The sequence below is a fragment of the Nitrospirae bacterium CG2_30_53_67 genome, assembly GCA_001873285.1.
GTDB lineage: Bacteria > CG2-30-53-67 > CG2-30-53-67 > CG2-30-53-67 > CG2-30-53-67 > CG2-30-53-67.
The window spans coordinates 1-22845 of sequence record MNYV01000101.1 but is presented as its reverse complement, the minus strand read 5'-3'; the positions used below and the strand labels follow the sequence as shown (position 1 = coordinate 22845).

27 protein-coding genes, 1 tRNA gene and 1 pseudogene are annotated in these 22845 nt (G+C 54.1%); 28 read left to right on the top strand and 1 reads right to left on the bottom strand.

Features of this window, described 5'->3' with window-relative positions:
- Nucleotides 1-21: 21 nt before the first annotated feature.
- The 24 genes from AUK29_06410 (at nucleotide 22) to AUK29_06295 (ending at nucleotide 19813) form a co-directional block, all read left to right on the top strand.
- The gene (locus AUK29_06410) at nucleotides 22-396 is read left to right on the top strand and encodes a hypothetical protein (GenBank protein OIP63586.1); all 375 of its coding nucleotides are present in this window, start codon (nucleotides 22-24) and stop codon (nucleotides 394-396) included.
- A complete protein-coding gene (locus AUK29_06405; protein ID OIP63585.1) occupies nucleotides 393-1136 on the top strand; it encodes a 3-oxoacyl-[acyl-carrier-protein] reductase in 744 nt (247 codons plus the stop codon). Before AUK29_06410 ends, AUK29_06405 begins: the two co-directional genes overlap by 4 nt.
- 289 nt (nucleotides 1137-1425) lie before the next feature.
- Nucleotides 1426-1650: an acyl carrier protein gene (locus AUK29_06400; GenBank protein OIP63584.1), complete on the top strand. Its 225-nt coding sequence runs from the start codon at nucleotides 1426-1428 to the stop codon at nucleotides 1648-1650.
- 202 nt (nucleotides 1651-1852) lie between these two features.
- Nucleotides 1853-3088, top strand: a complete 1236-nt coding sequence (locus tag AUK29_06395) for a beta-ketoacyl-[acyl-carrier-protein] synthase II (GenBank protein OIP63590.1) — start codon at nucleotides 1853-1855, stop codon at nucleotides 3086-3088.
- Nucleotides 3089-3210: 122 nt separating this feature from the next.
- Nucleotides 3211-3957 carry a ribonuclease III gene (locus tag AUK29_06390; protein ID OIP63583.1) on the top strand — a complete coding sequence of 249 codons (747 nt, stop codon included), beginning with the start codon at nucleotides 3211-3213 and terminating at the stop codon, nucleotides 3955-3957.
- Between the two features lie 210 nt (nucleotides 3958-4167).
- On the top strand, nucleotides 4168-5340 hold the full coding sequence (locus AUK29_06385; GenBank protein ID OIP63582.1) for a hypothetical protein: 1173 nt from the start codon (nucleotides 4168-4170) through the stop codon (nucleotides 5338-5340).
- Between the two features lie 349 nt (nucleotides 5341-5689).
- Nucleotides 5690-6280 (top strand): hypothetical protein, encoded by a 591-nt coding sequence (locus AUK29_06380; GenBank protein ID OIP63581.1) that lies wholly within the window; start codon nucleotides 5690-5692, stop codon nucleotides 6278-6280.
- Nucleotides 6277-6570, top strand: coding sequence for a hypothetical protein (locus tag AUK29_06375; GenBank protein ID OIP63580.1), 294 nt, complete (start codon nucleotides 6277-6279; stop codon nucleotides 6568-6570). The genes AUK29_06380 and AUK29_06375 overlap by 4 nt, the downstream gene beginning before the upstream one ends.
- 45 nt (nucleotides 6571-6615) lie before the next feature.
- A complete protein-coding gene (locus AUK29_06370; protein ID OIP63579.1) occupies nucleotides 6616-7596 on the top strand; it encodes a hypothetical protein in 981 nt (326 codons plus the stop codon).
- Nucleotides 7589-8239, top strand: coding sequence for a hypothetical protein (locus AUK29_06365; protein OIP63578.1), 651 nt, complete (start codon nucleotides 7589-7591; stop codon nucleotides 8237-8239). Before AUK29_06370 ends, AUK29_06365 begins: the two co-directional genes overlap by 8 nt.
- On the top strand, nucleotides 8236-8841 hold the full coding sequence (locus tag AUK29_06360; protein OIP63577.1) for an LPS export ABC transporter periplasmic protein LptC: 606 nt from the start codon (nucleotides 8236-8238) through the stop codon (nucleotides 8839-8841). Before AUK29_06365 ends, AUK29_06360 begins: the two co-directional genes overlap by 4 nt.
- Complete coding sequence (locus AUK29_06355) at nucleotides 8838-9362, top strand: hypothetical protein (protein OIP63576.1); 525 nt, start codon at nucleotides 8838-8840, stop codon at nucleotides 9360-9362. The genes AUK29_06360 and AUK29_06355 overlap by 4 nt, the downstream gene beginning before the upstream one ends.
- Before the next feature lie 113 nt (nucleotides 9363-9475).
- Nucleotides 9476-10228, top strand: a complete 753-nt coding sequence (locus AUK29_06350) for an LPS export ABC transporter ATP-binding protein (GenBank protein ID OIP63589.1) — start codon at nucleotides 9476-9478, stop codon at nucleotides 10226-10228.
- 50 nt (nucleotides 10229-10278) lie between these two features.
- On the top strand, nucleotides 10279-11703 hold the full coding sequence (locus AUK29_06345; protein ID OIP63575.1) for an RNA polymerase sigma-54 factor: 1425 nt from the start codon (nucleotides 10279-10281) through the stop codon (nucleotides 11701-11703).
- A 227-nt stretch (nucleotides 11704-11930) separates the two neighbouring features.
- Nucleotides 11931-12488: a ribosomal subunit interface protein gene (locus tag AUK29_06340; GenBank protein ID OIP63574.1), complete on the top strand. Its 558-nt coding sequence runs from the start codon at nucleotides 11931-11933 to the stop codon at nucleotides 12486-12488.
- A gap of 8 nt (nucleotides 12489-12496) precedes the next feature.
- A complete protein-coding gene (locus AUK29_06335) occupies nucleotides 12497-12964 on the top strand; it encodes a PTS fructose transporter subunit IIA (GenBank protein OIP63573.1) in 468 nt (155 codons plus the stop codon).
- A gap of 106 nt (nucleotides 12965-13070) precedes the next feature.
- Complete coding sequence (locus tag AUK29_06330; GenBank protein ID OIP63572.1) at nucleotides 13071-14021, top strand: HPr(Ser) kinase/phosphatase; 951 nt, start codon at nucleotides 13071-13073, stop codon at nucleotides 14019-14021.
- Nucleotides 14002-14871 carry an RNase adaptor protein RapZ gene (locus AUK29_06325; protein OIP63588.1) on the top strand — a complete coding sequence of 290 codons (870 nt, stop codon included), beginning with the start codon at nucleotides 14002-14004 and terminating at the stop codon, nucleotides 14869-14871. The genes AUK29_06330 and AUK29_06325 overlap by 20 nt, the downstream gene beginning before the upstream one ends.
- A 41-nt stretch (nucleotides 14872-14912) precedes the next feature.
- Nucleotides 14913-15329 carry a hypothetical protein gene (locus AUK29_06320; protein OIP63571.1) on the top strand — a complete coding sequence of 139 codons (417 nt, stop codon included), beginning with the start codon at nucleotides 14913-14915 and terminating at the stop codon, nucleotides 15327-15329.
- 283 nt (nucleotides 15330-15612) lie between these two features.
- On the top strand, nucleotides 15613-16104 hold the full coding sequence (locus AUK29_06315) for a hypothetical protein (protein ID OIP63570.1): 492 nt from the start codon (nucleotides 15613-15615) through the stop codon (nucleotides 16102-16104).
- Between the two features lie 47 nt (nucleotides 16105-16151).
- On the top strand, nucleotides 16152-16925 hold the full coding sequence (locus AUK29_06310; GenBank protein OIP63569.1) for a hypothetical protein: 774 nt from the start codon (nucleotides 16152-16154) through the stop codon (nucleotides 16923-16925).
- 76 nt (nucleotides 16926-17001) lie between these two features.
- Nucleotides 17002-17769, top strand: coding sequence for a hypothetical protein (locus tag AUK29_06305; protein OIP63568.1), 768 nt, complete (start codon nucleotides 17002-17004; stop codon nucleotides 17767-17769).
- Nucleotides 17770-17824: 55 nt separating this feature from the next.
- Entirely contained in the window at nucleotides 17825-18052 is a 228-nt protein-coding gene (locus AUK29_06300; protein OIP63587.1) for a phosphocarrier protein HPr, read from the top strand.
- Entirely contained in the window at nucleotides 18053-19813 is a 1761-nt protein-coding gene (locus tag AUK29_06295; protein OIP63567.1) for a phosphoenolpyruvate--protein phosphotransferase, read from the top strand. It abuts the gene before it with no gap.
- A gap of 227 nt (nucleotides 19814-20040) precedes the next feature.
- Here the strand turns inward: AUK29_06295 and AUK29_06290 are convergent, their stop codons facing one another.
- Entirely contained in the window at nucleotides 20041-20769 is a 729-nt protein-coding gene (locus AUK29_06290; protein OIP63566.1) for a hypothetical protein, read from the bottom strand.
- 367 nt (nucleotides 20770-21136) lie between these two features.
- On the opposite strand from AUK29_06290, the gene AUK29_06285 reads away from it, so the two are divergent.
- The 4 genes and pseudogenes from AUK29_06285 (at nucleotide 21137) to AUK29_06270 (ending at nucleotide 22845) form a co-directional block, all read left to right on the top strand.
- A tRNA-Pro gene (locus tag AUK29_06285) sits at nucleotides 21137-21213 on the top strand.
- A gap of 70 nt (nucleotides 21214-21283) precedes the next feature.
- Nucleotides 21284-22045, top strand: coding sequence for a 5'/3'-nucleotidase SurE (locus AUK29_06280; GenBank protein OIP63565.1), 762 nt, complete (start codon nucleotides 21284-21286; stop codon nucleotides 22043-22045).
- Nucleotides 22023-22718, top strand: a complete 696-nt coding sequence (locus AUK29_06275; GenBank protein OIP63564.1) for a protein-L-isoaspartate O-methyltransferase — start codon at nucleotides 22023-22025, stop codon at nucleotides 22716-22718. The genes AUK29_06280 and AUK29_06275 overlap by 23 nt, the downstream gene beginning before the upstream one ends.
- Nucleotides 22702-22845 (top strand): annotated as a pseudogene (locus AUK29_06270) (cytochrome B). Before AUK29_06275 ends, AUK29_06270 begins: the two are co-directional and overlap by 17 nt.

Sequence of the window (22845 nt, the reverse complement as noted above, 5' to 3'; positions counted from 1 at the left end):
GAGCGAGGCGCAAAAAGGGTAATGCTCCTTCCCGTGAGCGTCCCATCCCATTCCCCTCTCATGGAACCGGTCTGCCCGCGTTTGAAAGAGGCCATGGAAGGAATCCCCATCAGGGATCTCTCGGTTCCGCTCGTGAACAACGTGGAGGGCAAGACGATCCGCACGGCGGAGGAGATCAGGGAGGAATTGATCAAGCAGCTTGTATCTCTCTTGCGGTGGGAACAGAGTATCCGGGAGATGGCGTCCCTCGGGGTGAAGACCTTCATTGAACTTGGACCCGGTAAAGTGCTCGGCAACTTGATCAGCAGGATCCAGCCCGGCGCCCGGATCATCAACCTTGAAGATTCGGAAGGTCTCAAAGCGATTCAGCAGGCTGCAAAGGAGGGGGAGGGATGATGACTCTTCAAGGCAGGGCGGCCCTGATTACGGGTTCCGCCCAAGGCATCGGCAAGACCATCGCCTTCATGCTGGCCAGGCATGGTGCGGACTGTCTGATTTCGGATATCAACCTGGATGCGGCTGAAAAGACGGCAGGAGAGATTCGGGCCATCGGCCGGAAATCCGTTGCCGTCAAGGCCGATGTGTCCGATGCAAAAGACGCGGCCGCGATGGTTCAAAAGGGGATGGATGAATTCAAAAGGATTGATATCCTGGTGAACAACGCCGGCATCACAAGGGACGGGCTCATCATGCGCATGAAGGATGAAGACTGGGACCAGGTGCTCAAGGTCAATCTGAAGGGGGCCTTTCTCTGCATCCGTGCGGTGTCCAGGCCCATGATGAAACAGCGGAGCGGCCGGATCGTAAACATTGCATCGATCGTCGGGGTCATGGGGAACGCCGGACAGTCCAATTATGCAGCCTCCAAGGCAGGTCTGATCGGTCTGACCAAAACCGTGGCCAGGGAACTGGCCGGGAGGGGGATCACCTGCAATGCCGTTGCCCCTGGATTTATAGACACGGCCATGACGCAGGTCCTCGCTGTGGATGTGAAGAAGAACCTTTTATCGCAGATCCCCATGGGGAGGCTCGGCTCGGTCGAGGATGTGGCCCATGCGGTCAGGTTCCTGTCTTCGGAGGAAGCGGCGTATATCACCGGGCAGGTTATTCATGTGAACGGAGGGATGTACATGTAAGGCAAATACGGATCATCTCCAAAAGAGTGGGTGAAAACGTCAGGGGTCAAGGGGTCAAGGATTCCAGGGGTCAAGTGAAGAGCTAAAAACATAAGGGGCCGAGGGTCCTAGGGTTCAAGGGTTCCCTAGTGTTTTTCTCTGGCGATTTTGCTTGCGTTCAAGTATTTCACTTGACCCCTTGAACCCTGGAATCCTCGAACCCTTTTTACCCACTAAATGGGAGAAGAACCGCAAATAGTAGATACGAATATCGAAATCCTAAACAAATTTAAATAGGAGGAAAAAAAGAATGGAAGAGAAAGTCAAGAAGATTATTGCAGAGCAGTTGGATGTGGATATCGCGCAAGTCAAGCCGGAAGCCTCTTTTGTGGATGATCTGGGAGCGGATTCCCTGGATACCGTGGAGCTGGTCATGGCCCTGGAAGAAGAGTTCGGGATTGAGATCCCTGACGAAGAGGCGGAGAAAATCACCACGGTACAGCATGCCATTGATTATATCCGTGACCGGTCCTGATCCGGTGATGATATTCCGAATGTCGGTAGGGAACGCATGGGAGATTCTTCCTTTGATTTTTACCGCCGGCCGGTGTCTCACCCTGTGGATGAACAGGGCCGATGAGGAGTTCGTGAAAGGTTACAGAAAAAATCCTTATCGTCCGGAGATTCCCGGCAGCGTGCGGCAGGGAATCTGAATGGATGATACTTCGGGGAGTGTTATGAGAAGGGTTGTCATTACAGGGATGGGCGTGGTCACGCCGGTAGGCAATGACCTCGAGACCACGTGGGATGGGCTGATCAACGGCCGATCCGGGATCACCCGTATCACCCGGTTTGATGCGTCCGAGTATCCTTCTCAAATCGCCGGGGAGGTCAAGGGATTTGATCCGGACCTCTATATAGACAAGAAGGATCAGAAGAAAATGGACTCCTTCATCCAGTATGCCATGGCCGCCGGCCAGATGGCCATGGAGGACTCAGGCCTCGTGGTGGACGCCTCCAATACCGAACGCGTCGGGGTGATTGTCGGCGCGGGGATAGGAGGGCTTCAGGCCATTGAGAAATACCATAAGACCCTCTTGGAACGCGGCCCCAGGAAGGTCTCGCCTTTTTTTGTTCCCATGGTTCTGATCAATCTGGCTTCAGGTCAGATCGCCATCCGTTACGGACTGAGAGGCCCCAACACGTCCATCGTCACGGCCTGCGCCACCGGAACCCATTCCATCGGGGATGCCTTCCGGCTGATCCAGAGGAATGATGCCGATGCCATGATCGCCGGCGGGACCGAATCGACCATCTGTCCCCTGGCACTTGCCGGATTCTCCGCCATGAGGGCGCTTTCCACCCGGAACCATGAGCCGGAAAAGGCCAGCCGCCCCTTCGATGCGGAGCGGGACGGTTTCGTGATCGGAGAAGGGGCCGGCGTGGTGGTATTGGAGGAACTGGAACTGGCCAGGAAGCGCGGCGCAAAAATTTATGCGGAGGTCGTCGGGTACGGACTGACCTCGGATGCCTATCACATCACATCTCCTGCGCCGGGAGGAGAGGGCGCCTCCCGCTGTATGGCCATGGCCCTGAAAGACGCCGGGATGAATCCCGATGAGATAGACTATATCAATGCGCACGGGACCTCTACGAAATTTAACGACGAGAACGAGACCCTGGCCATCAAGAAGGTCTTTGGAGGCCGCTCGATGCATCTTGCCGTCAGCTCCACCAAGTCCATGACCGGTCATCTTCTGGGAGCGGCGGGCGGGATCGAGACCGTTTTCATGGCCATGACCCTTCTGCATGGGATCATTCCTCCCACGATCAACTATGAAGCGCCGGATCCGGCCTGTGATCTCGATTATGTCCCTAATCAGGCGCGCCGGGTTCCGGTCCGGGCGGCCCTCAGCAATTCATTGGGGTTTGGAGGAACCAATGCCACACTGGTTCTCCGAAGGTATGAATGAGGAAGTGTCCGCAGACAAGGAGCCGTATCCAGTGACGTTTCATCCCGATGAATTGGAAACACCCGGTCCCGCACAGCTTCTCGGGGCCGAGAGGCCGGGGTGTAACGGTGTTGAGGCATTGCATGAATCCTGAAGTTTATGGTTTATCCCCGCTGGAGGAGAAACTTGGATATACCTTCCAAGATCAAACCCTCCTCATCAACGCCCTGACCCATAAGTCTTTTGCCAATGAAAATCCCGGGCTGCGGCGGGAGGATAACGAACGATTGGAGTTTGTGGGGGACGCCGTATTAAGCCTGATCATCAGCCACTATCTTTACAAGAAATACCAGGAACTGAACGAGGGGGCGCTCTCGAAAATTCGGGCCAACCTCGTCAATGAAAACGGCCTGGCCTCCATTGCCGCTAAAATCGGCCTTGGGACCTATCTTTTCCTCGGCAAAGGGGAAGAGGGGACCGGAGGACGGGAGAAGGTGTCGCTCATCTCCGATGCCCTGGAAGCGGTGATTGCCGGAATTTACCTGGACCGCGGGATGCGGTCTGCCACGCAGGTGGTTCTGGCGCACTTCAAGGATATGATAGAGGAGGCCGTGGAACAAAAACATCCTTTTGATTTCAAGACCACCTTTCAGGAGATCTGTCAGGAAAGGTTCGGGCGCCTTCCGGAATACCACCTCAAGCGGACAAGCGGTCCCGATCACAACCGCCTTTTTGTCATGGAACTCACTGTGAACGGCGAGGTCTTAGGCGTCGGGAACGGGCGGAACAAGAAGGAGGCGCAGCAGCAGGCAGCCATGCAGGCCCTGGAAAAGATCAAGAAAGTGCACAGGACCGAGGCCGGAAGGGCGGGAACGAAAAGGGCCACTTAGTGGCCCTATTCGTAAATACGGTCGCATTCGAGTGCCGTAGGGCGGCCTCATCTGCGTTCCGCTCCTTGCGGCGTACCACAGTGGGTACACCTCAGTCGCGCGCGGAGATGAGACCGCCCTACGACCCTCTCGGTACGTTACCATATTTACGAACAGGACCACTTAGGCAGGGTCCTTCAAAGAATAAACCTATCCAGTGAGTGAAAAACCATGACGGATCTTCGTAGGAAGGTGATCGCTGAAGTGGACCGGCTCTTTCCGGAACTGGTCGGCTTGAGCCGCGCCATCCACGGCCATCCTGAACTCGGTTTTGAGGAGAAGGAGTCGCACTCGCTTCTGACGCGGTTCCTCGATTCCCAGGGATTCCATTTAGAGGAGGAACCGGCCTCTCTTAAGACCGCGTTCAAGGCCCATCGGGGGGCGCCGGCGTCGCCTTCGGTGGCCTTTCTTTCGGAATATGACGCCCTTCCGGGTATCGGCCATGCCTGCGGGCACAACCTGATCGCCGCCGCAGGGGCCGGAGCCGGGGCCGCTCTCGCTTCCGTCCTCCCCCGGGGCCAAGGGCGCATCTTGGTGATAGGGACGCCGGCTGAAGAGATGTACGGCGGCAAGATCAGGATGATCGAGCACGGCGTCTTTGACGGGATCGATGCCGCCATGATGTTCCATCCTTCGGTCCGAAATGCGGTCGTCAAACGGACCCTGTCCATGACCGAGCTCAAAATCACATTTTACGGGAAGAGCGCCCATGCCGCCGCCGCCCCTGAGCTGGGGATCAACGCCCTCGATGCCATGATTCTCATGTTTTCAGGAGTCAATGCCCTGCGCCAGCAGACTCCGGAGGATGTCCGGATCCACGGAATCATCACCCACGGAGGGGATGCCGTCAACGTCATTCCATCCAGGACCGAGGCCAGGATCGCGGTACGGGCGCTTGAGACAGGGACCATGAAGCATATCATCGAACGGGTCAAGGGCTGCATGGAGGGGGCTTCCCGGGCCGCGGGATGCACCTTCGCGGTGGAGACCGCCGGACCGGTCTATGAGGGATTGATGCCGAACTATACGCTGGCCGGGATCTTCCAGCAAGCCGTGGAATCCCTCGGGATCGTCATTGACGATACCGATGAGACAAAATATATCGGCTCATCGGATATCGGCAACCTCAGCCGGATCCTTCCGGCGATCCACCCGGAGCTTTCCATCTGCGGCATGGACCGCATGCCGCATACGCCGAGGTTTGCAGAGGCTGCGCGTACAGAGGACGCAGAACGGGTTATGGGGACCGCAGCCAAGGCCCTGGCGCTGACCGGCCTGGAGGTCCTGATGAATCCCGATGTCCGGAAGAAGATGCATGAAGAGTTCAAAAAACATCAACCCTAAAAATAGGATCGTCTCCAAAAAGAGTGGGTGAAAACATAAGGGTTCAAGGGGTCAAGGATTCCAGGGGTCAAGTGAAGTGCTAAAAACATAAGGGGCCGAGGGTCCCAGGGTTACGCTTCGCGTGTCCCGCTTTTCTCCACCCTTGCCGTCTGCGACGGCTACTACACTAAGGCATCTTGGGTTCAAGGGTTACAGTGTTTTTCTCTGGAGATTTTGCTTGCGTTTAAGCATTTCACTTGAATCCTTGACCCCTTGAACCCTCGACCCCTTTTTACCCACTAAATGGGAGAAGGACTTTAATTGTTATAAAGCACCGATAGGTATCTTACAACCGTTTGAGAACAAAACAATGAACCTTCTTGATATAACGATTATCGTGATTGTCGGATCGGCCTTTGTGCTGAGCCTCTTCAAGGGTGTGATCAGGGAGGTCTTCTCGCTCGGATCGGTGATCCTGGGCTTTCTGATCGCCAACCATACCTTTGAGTATATGGGCGAGTTTATGCTCCGTTTCATCCATCACCCACCCCTCTCCAAAATTCTCGGATACGCCTTGGTTTTTGTGGGTTCAACCCTGGCCATACGGCTCATCGGAGTCTTGCTCGAGGGTGTGACACGTCAAGTCATGCTGGGATGGGCCGATCACCTGCTCGGAGCCGTGTTCGGTTTCCTGAAGGGATGCCTGATCGTTTCCGTGATCATCATGCTCATGACGAGCTTCATGCCGGGAAGCAGGGTCCTCCAGGAATCCAAGCTGACGCCGTACATCATTTCCACCGTCGGGCTGATCGCCAAGGCTGCGCCCCAGGAGATTCAGAGGCGTTTTGAAGCAACCCGGGAGAAACTCGATCAGATCTGGAAAGAGAGGAAAATTTCCTCCATGATCCGGAAAGAGAAGGACGTGGTCATGGACAAACTCATGGAAAAGGAGAAAAAATGAAAAAGATCATTTTATCCCTGTCTGTCATCGCGCTCCTCTCGACGGCAGTGACGATCCGGGCCGGGCAGGATGGCCTCAACTTTGCCTTGCATCTCTATTTCAGCAAAGACTATCCGGCTGCCGTGGAGTCCTTCAAAGAGGTCATTGCCCAAGACCCGAACCACGCGGCCGCCTACTATTATCTGGGCTATACCTACCAGGAGATGCGGGACTACCCCGCTGCGCGGGAGGCTTTCAGGAAGGCGTACGAACTCAACCCGAACTTCCTCCCACTTGGGGTCAGACATTGATATTTTTATATTGACACCGTTACACAACTCTGTTATTGATGAGGCATGGCCAGGAAGCCTCGTGTAGAATATCAAGGAGCTTTTTATCATGTCATTGCAAGGGGGAACCAGCGCCAACAGGTTTTTCGCGGAGAGGAAGACTACCAACAATACTTGAACCGCCTGATCTCCTATCAGAGGCGCTGCCTCTGTTCGCTCTACGCTTATGTTTTGATGCCTAACCATATTCATCTGCTGATTGAACAAGGTAAAACGTCTCTTTCCAAGATGATGCAGGGGCTTCAGCAAAGCTATACCATGTACTTCAATAGAAAATACAGCACGACAGGTCATCTCTTCCAGGGAAGATACAAATCCATCATTTGTGACAAGGATTCCTATTTCTTGGAATTGATCCGGTATATCCATCTGAATCCGGTCAGAGCCGGCATGGTGAATCTTCCGGGCGAGTACACCTGGAGCAGCCATCGGGCATACCTTTCAAATAAGTCTTTGTCCTGGCTTGAGACGGATATGCCCTTGGCCATCCTGTCGAAGAACCGAAAGGCGGCGCTTTCCGCGTATCAGGATTTTGTCCATGCCGCGTTGAGAACGGGTCACAGAGAAGACCTCTATGCGGTGAAGGAACAGCATTATCTTGGAGAAGACCTATTTGTTGAGAGAATAGAGAAGCGGATCGATAGAGAAGACAGGATGGAATCTTTCATAGACCTTAAAATAGATGCCCTGGTTGCCGAGGTCAGTAAGGCCTTCAATCTGCCTGTTGGGAGAATCATGGATTGCTCCCGGAGTAGAGAGGCTGCATTATGCAGGGCCGTCACATCCTATATTGCAAAGAAAATCGGAGGAATCCCCCTGATAAAATCAGCCGGCTGTTTTGGCCGGGATCCTGCATCCATCAGTTTAGGAGTGAAGAAGCTTACGGAGAGGTTATGCGATGATCGTGAACTTGCAGCGAAAATCCAGAGGATTGTCAAGACGCTTCGGAAAGAGGGGCGGGGTAAATATCCAATTATCAATGTCTGACCCCGTGCTTTATCCCGTGCTTTATCTGGCCGGAGTGGGGATGGCGATGATCCTTTTCGGCTGTGTGCCTTATGGTCCGGTTTCAGTCCCGGCGGTTCCGGCTCCTGTGCCCGCCCCTGCCAAGGCCCCTGTCCAGGAGATTCCAACCCGGCAGAAATTGCCGGAAGAAATGACTCCGCTCTCCAAGGTGCAGGTGCTCACCCGCGGCGGGTTGGCTGCTCTGCTGGTGTACGAGCTTCCCAAGGATTCGTTCCGCGCACGCCCGGAGATCCCGATCATGGTGGATCTCAGAGACCACTGGGCCAGGGAGGAGATTCTGAAGACCGTGCAACTGGGTCTGATGCCGGTTTTTAAAAATCACCGGTTTTTGCCGGACCAGCCGGTCAGCCGTGGAGAGATGGCGCAGGTTCTGTCCGGGATGATCAAAAAAGGGGGTATCTCAGGAGTCCGAAGGCCGATCCCTCCGAATCAGCCGTCCGATCTCCCTAATGATCATCTCTTTTACGGATCGGTCATGGTGGTGTTACAAGCCGGAGTCATGGACTTGGACGCCGGCGGGAGGTTTTCCGTGGACCAGCCGGTCAGCGGGGTGGAGGCTTCTGAATATATCAAAAAAATCAAAAGGTTACTCTTAATACGTTGAGGTATTTTGTGAGCGATTTTATCCGGGGGAATCACTCCCGCCTCTTTTTCGCAGCTCTGGCGGTTCTGGTTTCCCTCCCGATTTTTTTCTTGATGTTAAGAGAGGGGGCATTCAGGCAAAGGGGGGACATTGTTCAGGCGCCAAAGACCCGCGCCGATCTTTCCATCCGGAAATTTCATTTTACGGAACGGGGCAACGGAGAACAGAAATGGGAGATTTGGGCGGAGCGTGCGGAGCGTTTTCTGGACCGGTCGCAGGTTCACATGGATCAGGTCAGGGTGGAGTATCCGCTGAATCAAGGGGGGTGGGTCCATCTGTCGAGCCTTCTCGGAGATTATTTCGAAAAGGAGAAACGCATTGAACTCTCCGGAGATGTCCAGGTCGTGACCGATTCAGGGTATACCCTCTATGCCGACCGGCTCGTCTGGGAAAAGGAGAAAAACCTGATTTCTTCCGAGCAGCCGGTGAAGCTGGTTACGTCCGGATACCGGGTGAGCGGCGGCCGGATGTCTTATCGTACGGATCTTCGTAAAGTGGAATTGACCGGAGGAATTCAGACCGTGATTACGCCTGACACACAGGAAGAAAGAAAAAAGCCTTGAATATAAAAAGACGCCTATCCCGCCTGCGATGCCTTGCCGGTCTCCTCATGCTCTGTTCCCTCCTGATTCAGGACGCGGGAGCGGAAGATGCGTCCGGTCCGGAGGGGAAAAGCCTTCCGATGACCATCACCTCGGACAGGATGGAAGGAGATTTCAAGTCGGGGGCTATTGTTTTTCTGGGAGGGGTCAAGGTGATCCGGGGCGATATGGTCATGCATGCCGATCAGGCCGATGTTCAAACCGCGAATTCCGGACAGGATATCGAACGAGTCTTGGCGGCAGGTCATGTGCGTGTGATATCCGGTTCGCGCTCTTCGATGTCGGACCGGGCGGAATATATCGAGGCGCAGGATCTCCTGATCCTGACGGGAAATGCCAGGGTTTCGGATGGGAACAATACCCTTTCCGGGCCGCTGATCCGGGTTTATCTCAAGGAGGATCGGGCCGAGGTGGAAGGGAGTACGGCGGAGCGGCCCAAGTTTCTGTTCCATCCTGACACCTTGAGAAAAACCAAACCGTGAGCTCCGTTGAAAAAAGGTTCTCAAAGGATGCGGGACGCCGGCTTGATACCGTCATCCCTGCAGCATGATGCAGGAGGCGCAAGCCGGATATTCGGTGTGTGAAGGAGCGGAAGGTGACGTCTGATCATGCGGTTCAGAACCCGAAGAGATTACGGGCGGTCGGCCTTGTGAAACGATACAATGGGACTCCCGCCGTGCGAGGCGTGGACCTTGTGGTGGAACCGGGTGAGATCGTGGGATTGCTCGGTCCCAACGGCGCCGGAAAGACCACGACTTTTTATATGATTGTCGGACTGATTCAGGCGGATCGAGGGCAGGTCTTTCTCGGTGACCAGGAGATGACCCATGACCCCATGGTGATCCGAGCCAGAAAGGGGATCAGCTATCTTCCTCAGGAGGCTTCGGTATTCCAGAAGCTGACGGTCGAGCAGAATTTGACGGCGATTCTCGAGACTCTCCGCCTGACGGCCATGGAGCGGAAACAAAGGCTTGAAACCTTGCTCCGGGATTTCGGGATCACCCATCTTCGCAGACAAAAGGCCTATACCCTGTCCGGCGGCGAAAGACGCAGGGTGGAGATTGCCCGCGCCCTGGTCGTCTCTCCGGCGCTGATCCTGCTGGATGAGCCCTTTGCGGGGATTGATCCGATCGCCGTGGGCGACATCCAGGGAATCATCGCCCAATTGAAGGAGAAAGGGATCGGGGTTTTAATTACGGATCATAACGCGAGAGAGATGTTGAAAATTGCCGACAGGTTGTATATAATGATAAAAGGAGGAATACAGATCAGCGGGCCGCCCGAGGCGGTGACCCGAGATCCGGTGGTAAGAAATCAATATCTCGGTCATGATTTTGAAGTTTTATAGAACCTCGGTTCTTGAGCCGATATCAACCTTAACGGGGTGCGATAGACATTATGCAGCTGGATACGAGACTCAGTCTGAAATTGACCCAGAAGCTGGTCATGACCCCCCAGCTTCAGCAGGCTATCAAGCTTCTTCAGCTCTCCAAACTCGAGCTGATCCAGAGCATCCATCAGGAATTGATAGAAAATCCTGTTCTGGAAGAAGAACTCCTGGAGCCTTCTTCCGAAGAACAAACTCAGGAATCCAATAAAGACCGGGTAGACGGAGAGCGGCATAAGAAAAAAGAAGAAGATTTTGACTGGAAAAGTTATCTTCGCGGTTCCATGGATTCCGGCTATTCTGCCTACGAGCCTTATTCTGATCAGGATGAAGCCCCTTCCTACGAAAACACGCTCACCAGAAAGACCACACTTGGAGAGCATCTCCTATGGCAGTTCAATCTCTCCACCGAAGACGGCGCCATGAGACGAATCGGCGAGTTCATCATCGGGAATCTTGACGCGGACGGGTATCTGCGCTCATCCAAGGAAGAGATTGCCGAGATGACCGGGGCTTCTGCAGAGGATGTCCAGCGTGCGCTGACCCTGGTCCAGAGTTTCGACCCGGCAGGGGTGGCGGCGAGGGATCTGACGGAGTGCCTGTTGATTCAGGCTGGACAATTGGCAAGCGACAGCAGTCTGGTGGAGACCCTGATCAAGGACTATCTTTCCCTGTTGCAGAAGAAGGACCTTGCCGGTATCTCGCGCAAGCTCGGCGTCGCGTTGCAGGACGTGGAGTTGGCTGCCAAGGTGATCGAAAACTTCGAACCCAAGCCCGGCCGGTCATTCGGAGGGGAGGATCCGGTCTACATTGTTCCGGACATCTACGTAGTCCCTGACGGGGATCATTTTGTCATTTTATTAAATGATGACGGACTGCCCCGGCTGAAGATCTCCAGTTTTTACAGGAAGATGCTTCAGAACAAGAAGGATATGAATGCGTCCACCTCGGAATATGTGGAGAACAAATTCAAATCAGCCCTCTGGCTGATCAGGAGCATTGAACAGCGCCAGAAGACCATTTATCGGACCATGGAGAGCATCCTCAAGTATCAGAGGGAATTCTTCGAGAAGGGGCGGGCTTATTTGAAGCCCATGGTATTGAGAGACGTTGCCGAAGACATCGAGATGCATGAATCCACAGTGAGCCGGGTGACCACCAATAAATACGTGCATACCCCCCACGGGATTTTTGAACTGAAATACTTTTTCTGCAGCGGGGTCCCCTCCCATACAGGGGATGTTTCAGCGATCAGCGTCCAGGAAAAGATCCGCCATATCATCCAGAAAGAAGACCAGGGGAGGCCGTTGAGCGACCAGAAGATCGTAGAAATCCTGAAGAAGAAGGGGATCAGTATTGCGAGAAGGACGGTCACCAAATACAGGATGGAACAGAAGATTCTTTCCACAACCGAAAGAAAACGTTCTGTCCGATAGTGCGTCCTATACGATGTGATGTTTCTGTGACGACTGCAAGGGGGATGCTTTTCAATTGAGCCTTTTTTTGCCGCGCATCCATACCCAAAAAAGTTTTTTTACCGGTTCAGGGGATCTCAGAATGCGTTTTGAGACGGAATCTCCATGCCGGATCATCATTCGTCTCGAAGGAGTCCCCTCGGGGCATCATAGAAGCGAATTTAAAATAGAACGAGGGAGGACATGCCATGCAGTTGAACATCACGGCCAGACATATGAATTTGACCGATGGTTTGCGGGACCACATCGAAAAGGAGTTGAAGAAACTGCAGCGCCGCTTTCATAAAGAGTCGGATATAGAGGTGCGGCTGCACGTGGAAAAATACCGGCATCTCGCGGAGGTCACATGCCATGTCGGAGGTTCGGTATTCCAGGCGAGCGAAGAGACCAAAGATATGTACCAGTCCGTGGACCGTGCCATTGAAAGTATCGGGCAGAGATACAAAAAATTCACAACCAAAAACTGGAGCGGGAAGGGTAAGACGCGGCTGAATGAAGAGGCGGCCAAACCGGCTGCTCCGAAGCCCGCTGAACAAAAAAAGACCGGCAGGGCGAAAGCAAAACCGAGGATCATCCGGTCCCGTAAATATGCCCCGAAACCCATGTCCACCGATGAAGCCGCCATGCAGTTGGATCTTTTGGAAAATGACTTTATCGTTTATACGGATTCAAAGACCGACCAGGTCCATGTTCTCTACCGGAGGAAAGATGGGAATCTCGGTCTGATCGTACCGGTCTATGAGTAGGATCAAGGATGAAATTGACGGATCTGCTGGAACAAAGTCTGATGATTCCGGACCTCAAAGGACAAAATAAAAAGGATGTCTTGAAGGAATTTGCGTCCCTGCTGTATGATCAGAAGAAGATCCGCGATCGGGACGAATTTCTGGAAGTGATTCTTGGGAGGGAGACCCTTTCGAGCACCGGCATCGGCGAAGGGATCGCCATCCCGCACGGGAGGCTGAAGGATCTGGACCGGCTGATTCTTGCCTTCGGTCTCTCCTTGAAGGGGATCGACTTCGATGCCATGGACGGGAAGCCGGTTCATCTGTTTTTTGTTCTGACCGCTCCGGATGCCGCTCCGGTGGACCACCTGAAGACTCTGGCGAGGATCTCAAAGATTCTCAAGAACAGGAGCTTCAGGAAACGGCTCCTCAAGGCAAGAACCCGTGAAGAATTGTATGACCTGATCCGAGCAGAGGATGAGAAGTACGGGCCATGACCCATGATTTTTCCCGGTAGATTCGTGTTCATTCGCGGCAAAAAGGTTTTTGTTTTCTCTATGTGGTGAGGTTACGGCAATACGGGCATCGCGATAAGGAGAGGTTATGGCCCAGGTCACCGTTTCCGACCTGTTCAAGGCGAATCAATCCAGGCTCCGGCTGGAGTTGATCGCAGGGGAAGAGGGTCTCAATCATCTCATTCGAAAGCCTCGAATACAAAAGTCGAGCCTGGCCCTGGCCGGGTATACCGCCCATATAGATTCCTCCAAGGTCCAGTTTCTCGGCGAGACCGAAATCTCGTTTTTGATCTCCTTGTCTCCCGAAGAGAGGGAAAACAGGCTGAATCAATTCAGTGAAAGCATGTTTCCCTGTTTCTTTGTGACCAAGGGATTGGACGTGCCTGAGGAACTGGTCCGGATATGCAATCTCAAAAAGATTCCGATCCTTCGTTCGCCGCTTTACAGCTCCCATTGCATCAAGCGCATTACCTCCTACCTGGAGGAGGCCCTGGCGCACCGTATCACGCGTTCAGGTGTGCTGGTGGACGTCTATGGCGTCGGGATCCTGATTCTCGGGAAAAGCGGGATCGGGAAGAGCGAATGCGCGCTGGACCTCATAGACCGAGGGCACAGACTGGTGGCGGACGACACGGTGATGATCAAGAAGAAGGATATGGAGACGCTGGTGGGGAGCTGCCCCGACATGACCAGCCATCATATGGAGATCCGCGGGCTGGGGATCATTAATATCAAGGATCTGTACGGGGTTTCTTCGATCCAGCAGGGAAAAGAGATCGACCTGTTTGTTGAACTGGTGGAGTGGAAGGCATCGGAAAGTTTTGACCGGCTGGGTCTGGAGGAACGCACCTTTGAAATCATGGACGTCATGAAGCCTTTTTTAAGGATGCCCGTGACACCCGGGAGGAATATGGCCTTGATCATAGAAGTGGCTGCAAGAAACTACCTGTTGAAGTCCTCCGGCCATTTCCCCGCGCGATCTTTTGAGAAGAAGCTGAGCCGGAAAATTCAGAGTCATGATGAAGAAACAGACACTTAAACTTGCCATCATCAGCGGTATTTCGGGGTCGGGGAAGAGCACCACGATCCATCAGTTTGAAGACATGGGCTTCTTCTGTGTGGACAATATTCCCATGGAACTGATCCCCAAGTTTCTGGAACTCTGTGTGAAAAGCGGGAGTGAGATTGAAAAAGTCGCCGTGGTGGTGGATATCCGGGAGAAAAAGTTTTTGAAAAGATACAATGATGTGTTGAGCGATATCAGGAAAAACGGATTTGAATACCAGGTGCTCTTCCTGGATGCCTCGGACGAGGTGCTGCTACGGCGGTTCAAGGAGACACGGCGGAGACACCCCCTCGCTGAAACCTCGGTTCTTGAAGGCCTGGCCCTTGAACGGGAGATGCTGGCCGATGTCAAGGCGAGTTCCGATCTCGTGATCGACACCTCGGATTATTCCATCCACGGCCTGAGGGACGTTCTCAGAAAACAGTTTGAATCCACGATTCGAAGCAGGCGGATATCCATTTCCCTGGTTGCATTCGGGTTTAAATATGGGATAGTATATGATGCGGATATGATATTTGATCTCCGGTTCCTTCCCAACCCGTTTTTTGTGGATACGTTGAGGGATCGCACCGGCAAGGATCCTGAGGTGGTCCGGTACGTCTTCGATCGGAAAGAGACGCAGGAATATTTAACCCGGTTCTATGAATTTTTGGATTATCTGCTCCCTCTCTTTGTTCAGGAAGGGAAGTCTTACCTGACCCTGGGGTTCGGATGCACCGGCGGCCGCCACCGCTCCGTGGTCGTGGTAGACAACGTGAAGAAGCATCTGGAAGAGAAGGGGTACAAAACATCCGTTCGATACCGGGATATCGAGCGGAGATGAGGCTGTTTAATCCGGCGGTTTAACAGAGGAGAAAAAACGGGATGGTCGGTTTCGTGATGGTCACTCATGCTCATATCGGGGACGAATTGAATCTTTGCGTGGAAGGGATTTTGGGGAAGCAGGAGGGGGTGCTCGCCGTCTCCGTGGACTTCACCAAGGCCGTGGACGCGGCCAGAGCGGAAATTGCAGAGGCGGTCAAGGCTGTGGATCAGGGGGACGGGGTGATCATCATGACGGACATGCTGGGCGGGACTCCTTCAAACATCAGCCTCGCCTTTCTTGAAAACCCCAAGGTTGAAGTGATCACAGGCGTGAATCTCCCGATGCTGATCAAGGGGATCACCTTGCGTAAAGATCATCAGATGGCCGAACTCTGCGGGCATCTTGAAGAATACGGCAAGCGGGGCATCATTGTGGCCAGCACGCTGCTCAAGGAACAGCAGGGGCGCGCGGTCTGATCATTTCCAAAAGAGTGGGTGAAAACATCAGGGGTCAAGGGGTCAAGGATTCCAGGGGTCAAGTGAAGTGCTAAAAAATAAGGGGCCGAGGGTCCCAGGGGTCAAGGGTTACGCTTCGCGTGTCCCGCTTTTCTCTATCCTTGCCGTCTGCGACGGCTACTACACTAAGGCATCTTGGGATCCAGTGTTTTTCTCTGTAGAGTTTGCTTGCGTTTAAGTATTTCACTTGACCCCTTGAACCCTGGAATCCTCGAACCCTTTGGAATAAGTGAAGAGAAAATTTATGGGCATTGTTCTGTTCCGGATTGACGACCGTTTGATCCACGGCCAGGTTGTGGAAGGATGGTTTCATTATCTCCATCCCGACCGGATCGTGGTGGCGGACGACGCGGCTGCGGCAAGTTCATTCCAGCGGGACCTCATGACCCTGGTGGTCCCCTACGGGGTCCGGACTGAAATCCTGACGATCAAGGAGACTGCCGCCGGTTGTCTGGAAGGGGCCTATTCGGCATGCAGGGCGATGATTCTTTTCCGGCTGCCCAAGGATGCATTGTCGGCCATCGGCTGCGGGCTTTGCATCGATCGTCTGAATCTTGGAGGACTTCATGGGGTCGGAAGAACCAGAGTCCTGTACAAAGGAATCATGGCCACGGAAGAGGACATCCGGGATCTTCAGGCGATTCTCAAACTCGGCATCCAGGTGGAGATCCGCTCCGTGCCGTCGGAGCCGGCCCTGGACCTCAAAAGCCTGATTGAAGAGAGTCATCTCTTCTGAATGAGCAAAGAGAAACCTTCCGGCCGTACTCTATCCTTGGGAAGACCATGTCGTTTTGGGGAACCTTTGAAATAGCCCTGATTGCGGGATTCGCAGGTCTGGATCGCTTGGCGTTCGGCCAGTTCATGATCTCTCAGCCGATTGTGGCAGCGCCTCTGGTCGGATGGCTGATGGGGGATTTTCACACAGGCTTGCTGATCGGGGTCGTGCTTGAGCTTTTCTGGCTCCGAGGATTACCGATTGGAGGCCATATCCCGAAAGATGCCACTCTGGCAGCCCTCTTGACTTCAGGGCTCTCTTTCTTTCATTCAGAGACCGTTCAATGGATAGATACGGCTTGGCTGGCCTGGGTCTTTCTATGGGTGGGCCTCCTGCTGGTCCCGGCCGGTTTCCTCGATCAGTGGATACGCAGGAAAAATGCAGGGCTGATCCGAATGGCGGTTTTATCGGAATCACCGGAGAAGGGCGCCGCCCGTGCAGTCCGGATGGGGATCCTGATATTTTTCCTCTATTATTTTGGAGTGACGTTCCTGGTCGTCGGATTCTCCGGCGGATTGCTGAGCAGCGGATATGCGCTTCTTTCCGATGAGGTCCTGCAGGGGCTGCGCCTGTTCTTTTTCTTCCTTCCAGCCGTTGGGGTCGCCTCTCTGCTGGCCAGGAAGAATATCATGCAGGGCCGCATTCACCTTGCAGCCGGAGCCATGGCATCCTTCTTGATATTTATCGGGCTGCGGCAGCAGAGCATGCCGGTCCTTGTGTCTTTCTTTCTTCTGTCGTTCGCCATGGTCTACGTTCAAGAGCGCCGGATCAGCGTTTTATGACACGGCTGAAAGAACAAAGCGCATCAAACTGCAGGGAGGTTAAAATATTCATGGAAGGGATAAGCTGAAAGGTGATATGAATAAGAAACATCTTTGCATACCGGTCTTTTCCAAGGCTCTGTTCAGGGGGCTTTTCATACAGGCTGCATGGAACTTCGAGAACTTTCAGGGGATCGGTTTTGCCTATGCCCTGGTCCCGCTTCTTCGTCACGCCCGATTTACCGAGGAGGAAGTCAGAGATCTGATCAAGCGGCACCTGACCTGCTTCAACACCAATCCCTATTTCGCCGGGATGATTCTGGGCGGGACCCTGCGTCTGGAGGAGGAACGGGCACAGGGCCGGGTCACTGCGGGAGAGATCGATACATTCAAGAATGATCTGACAGGCGCGTTGGGGGCGTTGGGGGATTCGCTCACGTGGGGGGCGCTCCGGCCCTTGGCAGGCCTGGCGGCGGCGCTGGCCGCCGTCATTGACGAGACAGCCGCCCCGCTCCTGTTTCTTGTCCTGTACAACCTGGTCACCCTCTGGATCAGAGGAGCGGGTCTGTGGAACGGATACGCCTACGGGTCGGGTCTGTTGACCTACCTGAATAACGTAAAATTTCAGAAAAAGATTTACTGGATGAACGGCATGATCCTTTTCGCTGTTGGGTTATTCCTTCCCTTGTGGATCCTGCAGGCCGTCCCTGCGGTCAATTTCACCTATTTTGGTCTGTTCGTTTTCATGGCTCTGCTGGTCTGGGCCGGCGTGAAAGCCGAACGCAAGGGTGTGCCCCTCCTGATCCAGGCGGCGGCGCTGCTCATCCTTTCTCAAGGCTTGTCTCACATGGGATGGTGGATATGAAGAGGAGAAAAAAGATTTGAAGGCTGCAAAAGTCCTGATTCAGAATAAGTTAGGTATGCATGCGAGGTCCGCGGCCATGTTCGTTGAGATGGCCGGTCGTTTTGCCTCCCGTATCCTGGTCAAGAAGGATGATGCCGAGGTCAACGGGAAGAGCATTATGGGGATCATGATGCTTGCCGCAGCCAAAGGCACGGAACTGATTCTGGAGGCCCATGGACCGGACGAGCATGAGGCCATAGAAAGCCTGGCCATGCTGGTGAACAACAAATTCGGGGAGGAGTAGATGAAGGTTCACGGCATAGGCGTTTCCCCGGGTGTTGCGATCGGGAAGGCCTTTGTGTTCAGCAGGGAGAAGGTCAGGATCGAGATCATCAAGATTCCCCAGGACCAGGTTGAAGCCGAGATCCTGCGTTTTGAGCAGGCCCTCTCCAAGTCCATCTCACAGCTTGAAGCCGTAAAAACGCAATTCAGCAGCCGGATCGGGGCGTCTCACGCCTCTATCCTCGACAGCCACATCATGATGTTGAAGGACAAAATGCTGACCGAAGGGACCCATGAGATTATCCGCAAGGATCTCATCGCCGCTGAAGGCGCCTTGAAGAAAGTTCTGGATGAATTTTTTTCCGCTTTCGAATCCATTGAAGACAACTATCTCAAAGAGAGGAGTTCCGACGTGGTTCATGTCGGAGAGAGGATACTGCATAATCTCTCCGGCCATGCTCCCATGAGCCTCTCCTCATTGAAAGAGGACGTCATCGTCATCGCTCACGATCTGACTCCGGCCGACACCATGCAGATGGGCCGGGAGCACGTCAAAGGATTTGCAACCGATCTGGGAGGGAAGACAAGCCACACGGGAATCATGGCGAGGTCTTTGGATATCCCAGCCGTCGTCGGGATTGGGAACATCACGGCTTGTGTTAAGTCCGGCGATCCTATAATTCTTGACGGCGGCAGCGGCGCCGTGGTCATCCATCCGGACAATGAAACATTCAACCGGTACCTCGAAAAGCAGAGGCGCTATATCTATTTTGAGAAAGAGCTGCAGAAGCTGACGCACCTTCCTGCGGAAACCAGCGACGGATGCCGGGTCCGTCTCTCTGCAAATATTGAGACCCCTGATGACGTCTGCAGTGTCCTGGAGCATGGGGCGGACGGAGTCGGACTGTACAGGACCGAATTTCTTTTCCTGAACCGACCCGATCTTCCCGGCGAGGAGGAACAATTCCAGGCCTACAAGAGCACCCTGGAGATGATCTATCCCGAAGCCATGACCATACGGACGCTTGATCTCGGGGGGGACAAACTCTCCATGCAGATCCCCTATTCAAGGGAGTCCAACCCCTCCATGGGTCTTCGGGCCATCCGGTTCTGTCTGGCGCATCAGGACATCTTCAAGACCCAGCTCAGGGCGCTTGCCCGGGCCGGCGTTTACGGGAATCTCAGGATCCTGCTCCCGCTCATTTCCGGCGTGATGGAATTGCGGACGGCTAAAAATATCTTTCACGAGGTTCTGGAAGATCTTCGCAGGGAAGGGGTGGAGTTCAAGGAGAATATCCCGCTGGGGGCGATGATCGAGGTCCCTTCCGCCGCCATTGTGGCCGACATGATCGCCAGGGAAGTGGATTTTCTGAGTATCGGCACCAACGATCTGATCCAGTACACCCTGGCGATCGACCGGGTGAATGAACATGTCGCCTATCTATACGAGCCGCTCCACCCGGCCGTGATGCGCATGATCAAATATGTGATCTCCGTGGCCATGGACGCCAAGATTCCGGTGGCCATGTGCGGTGAAGTGGCCGGGGACCCGACTTACGCCCCTGCGCTTCTGGGGCTGGGGCTCCGGGAGTTCAGCATGAATCCCGTCTCGGTCCCCAGGGTCAAGAGGATCATTCTATCGGTATCCCTGGAGGAATCCAAACGTCTTGCAAATGAAATTCTCAAGTTTTCCACGGCCAGAGAGATCGAGGAATATACCAAGGCGCACATGCGTTCCCGCTTCCCAGAGGAGTTTGAGTGGGATGCCAATTCAGAGACTTAAGAAAATAAAGATCATCTCCAAAAGAGCGGAGGAAAAAATCAGGGGTCAAGGGGTCAAGGATTCAAGGGGTCAAGCGAAGTGCTAAAAACATAAGGGGCCGAGGGTCCTAGGGTTAAAGGGTTCCAGTGTTCTTCTCTGGAGATTCTGCTTGGTTTCATTTCACTTGAACCCTTGACCCCTTGATTCCTAGAACCCTATGGCTTTTCAACCCTCGAACCCTTCTTCCCCTAACGCCGGATCACCCGTTTTCCGCGCTGGATGGGGTAGGGAGGAGGTTTCTGGCCGATGGCCCCCGGGAGTTTTTCAAGGTGGAACTGAAGCCAGAGTTCTCCGTAATTCTTCATTTTCATTTTCTTATTGTTCTGCAGATTGATGAGGTTGCTCTGGATCCTCTCATCGCCTGGAAGTTTTTTTGAGGCCTTGACCAGGGCTTCGATGGCCTCATCCCGGTCTCCCATGCGGAGCAGGCAGTACGCATAGAGATTCCAGAGAAGACTTTCTTTGGGATTGTACCGTAATGCCCGGTTGAAGGTTTTGACCATCTGTTCCTTGTCCTTCTTCCGCATGTAATGGACGGCGAGCATCCCCTGGGCCACCCAGTTTCGGATGAAGGACTGCTTCAGGTAGGGGAATGCGGCGTTGAAATCCTTCTTGATGTAATGGATCACCCCGATCTGGGACCGGATCTGGGAGGTCACAAAGAACTGGTAACGGCCGTATTTCAACCCGCCTTCGAGGGTCCGAACAGCCCGGTCCATTCTTCCGCCCTTCAGGTCCTGGCTGACTTGGTCCATGAGCTGCGTGATGGCCTTGTTGATGCGCCGGCCGAGCAGATAGTTGGTCCCCATCATAGCCGCCGTGGAGGCGGCTAGTGCAAGCCCCCAGTGGATCTTAAAAAAGAATAACGCAAAAAAAACAACGAGCCCGATACCTGTGGAAATCATGAGATGGATCATAGATTTATCTCTCTTTTCTTAGTGGTCCTGTTCGTAAATATGGTAACGTACCGAGAGGGTCGTAGGGCGGGCGCATCAAGGCGCGCGACTGAGGCGTACCCCTCTGGTACACCGCAAGGAGCGGAACGCCGATGAGCCCGCCCTACGGCACTCGAATACCGCCGTATTTACGAATAGGGCCACTTAGTCAGACGAATGGACGGAAGCCCCGAACGTCATCATAGCCTGCCTACCCTAACAAAAAAAGTCCATGGAATCAAGCAGGAAAAACCCAATCCGGAGAAAAGCCTTGACATAAAATGGCGGACTCAGTAAGATCATTCATCAAAAGACGGTGAGCGCTGATTTTTCTAAAGGTTGGGTTTTCCGGGGCGTGGCGCAGTCTGGTAGCGTACCTGAATGGGGTTCAGGTGGTCGGAGGTTCAAATCCTCTCGCCCCGACCAATTAAAATTAGGGACCTTTCCCTTTTGTTTGGAACAAAACGGAAAGGTCCCTAATTTTAATGAGGTTTTTTTGCTGATCCTGGTTTCCAACGATGACGGAGTTGATTCAAAGGGTCTCCGGACGCTTGTACAGGTCCTGCGTACGATCGGCCGTACGGTGGTGGTGGCGCCGGACAGGGAGCGGAGCGCCGCAGGCCATTCTCTGACCCTTCACAAGCCCTTGAGGGTTCATGCGCTGCGCAAGGATGTCTACAGCGTCAATGGGACCCCCACGGATTGCATTACTCTGGGTATCCATACCATCCTCAAGGAGACCCCGTCGCTTCTGGTCTCAGGCATCAATTGCGGAAGCAATCTGGGAGATAACATCACCTATTCCGGGACCGTTTCAGCGGCCATGGAAGGGTCCTTGCTCGGCATCCCATCCATGGCCGTATCCCTGACCAACAGCGGCCGGCTTCGGTTCAAGGCCGCCGCCGTGGTCACCCTCCGGCTGGCCGAGAAGGTGCTTCGGAACGGTCTTCCGCCGGGTACCTTTCTGAATGTGAATGTGCCCAACATCCCGCCGGACCAGATTCAGGGGGTCCGTGTCACCACGCTGGGGAAGAGGGTCTTCAAGGACCCGGTGACGGAAAAAAAGGACCCGAGGGGAAGGCCTTATTACTGGATCGGCGGCGAAGAAGTGGTCTGGAAGCGTGGAGAGAACTCGGATTATGAAGCGATTGAGCAGCGCTACGTTTCAGTCACCCCCTTGCACCTGGACCTGACCCACCATGCGGTCCTCGCCAAGATGAAAAGGATCTTCCAGAATGGTTCAGTATACCCATCCTGAGATTGCCCGGAAGAGGCTTGCGGATGTGATCCTCCCCGAGTCGGGGATCAGCGACCTTAAGGTGCTGGGCGCCTTTCGAAAGATTCCCCGGCATCTGTTTGTGGAAGAGGCCCTTCAGCTTAGGGCCTACGAAGACAAGGCCCTTCCCATCGGACATGGACAGACCATTTCACAGCCGTCCACCATCGGTCTGATCCTCCAGTCATTCCATTTGACCGGGAAGGAAAGGGTTCTTGAGATCGGAAGCGGTTCAGGGTATCAGAGCGCCTTGCTTTCCTGTCTTGCTGAAAATGTATTTACCATGGAACGGATCCCGGCCCTGGCCAAACTGGCATGGAACCGGCTCGACAGCCTCGGGATTTCCAATGTGGCCGTCCGGATCGGTGACGGCACCTACGGCTGGCCGGACCAGTCGCCTTTTGATGCCATTCTGGTCTCTGCAGGGGCTCCCGGCATACCGGAGCATCTGGTCAAGCAGCTCCGTATCGGCGGCAGAATGGTCATTCCCGTAGGAGACATGCGCACCCAGCGGCTGGTCAAGGTGGTGAAGAGGGCGTCAGGGATAGAGCGGTCTGAGCTGGATCTCTGTCAGTTTGTCAAACTCATCGGCAGATTCGGATGGAAAAAGGAGCAGGCCAATGTGAAGAAGGAGGCGCATGAACTGGATTCATGAACTCAAAGACTGGACCGTTTCCTGGGCCCAGACCGACAATGCCGTGGTCGCTCTCTTTGCACTCGCCTTCGCGGAGTCCTCGTTCTTTCCCATCCCGCCCGACATCCTTTTGATCGTCATGGCGCTG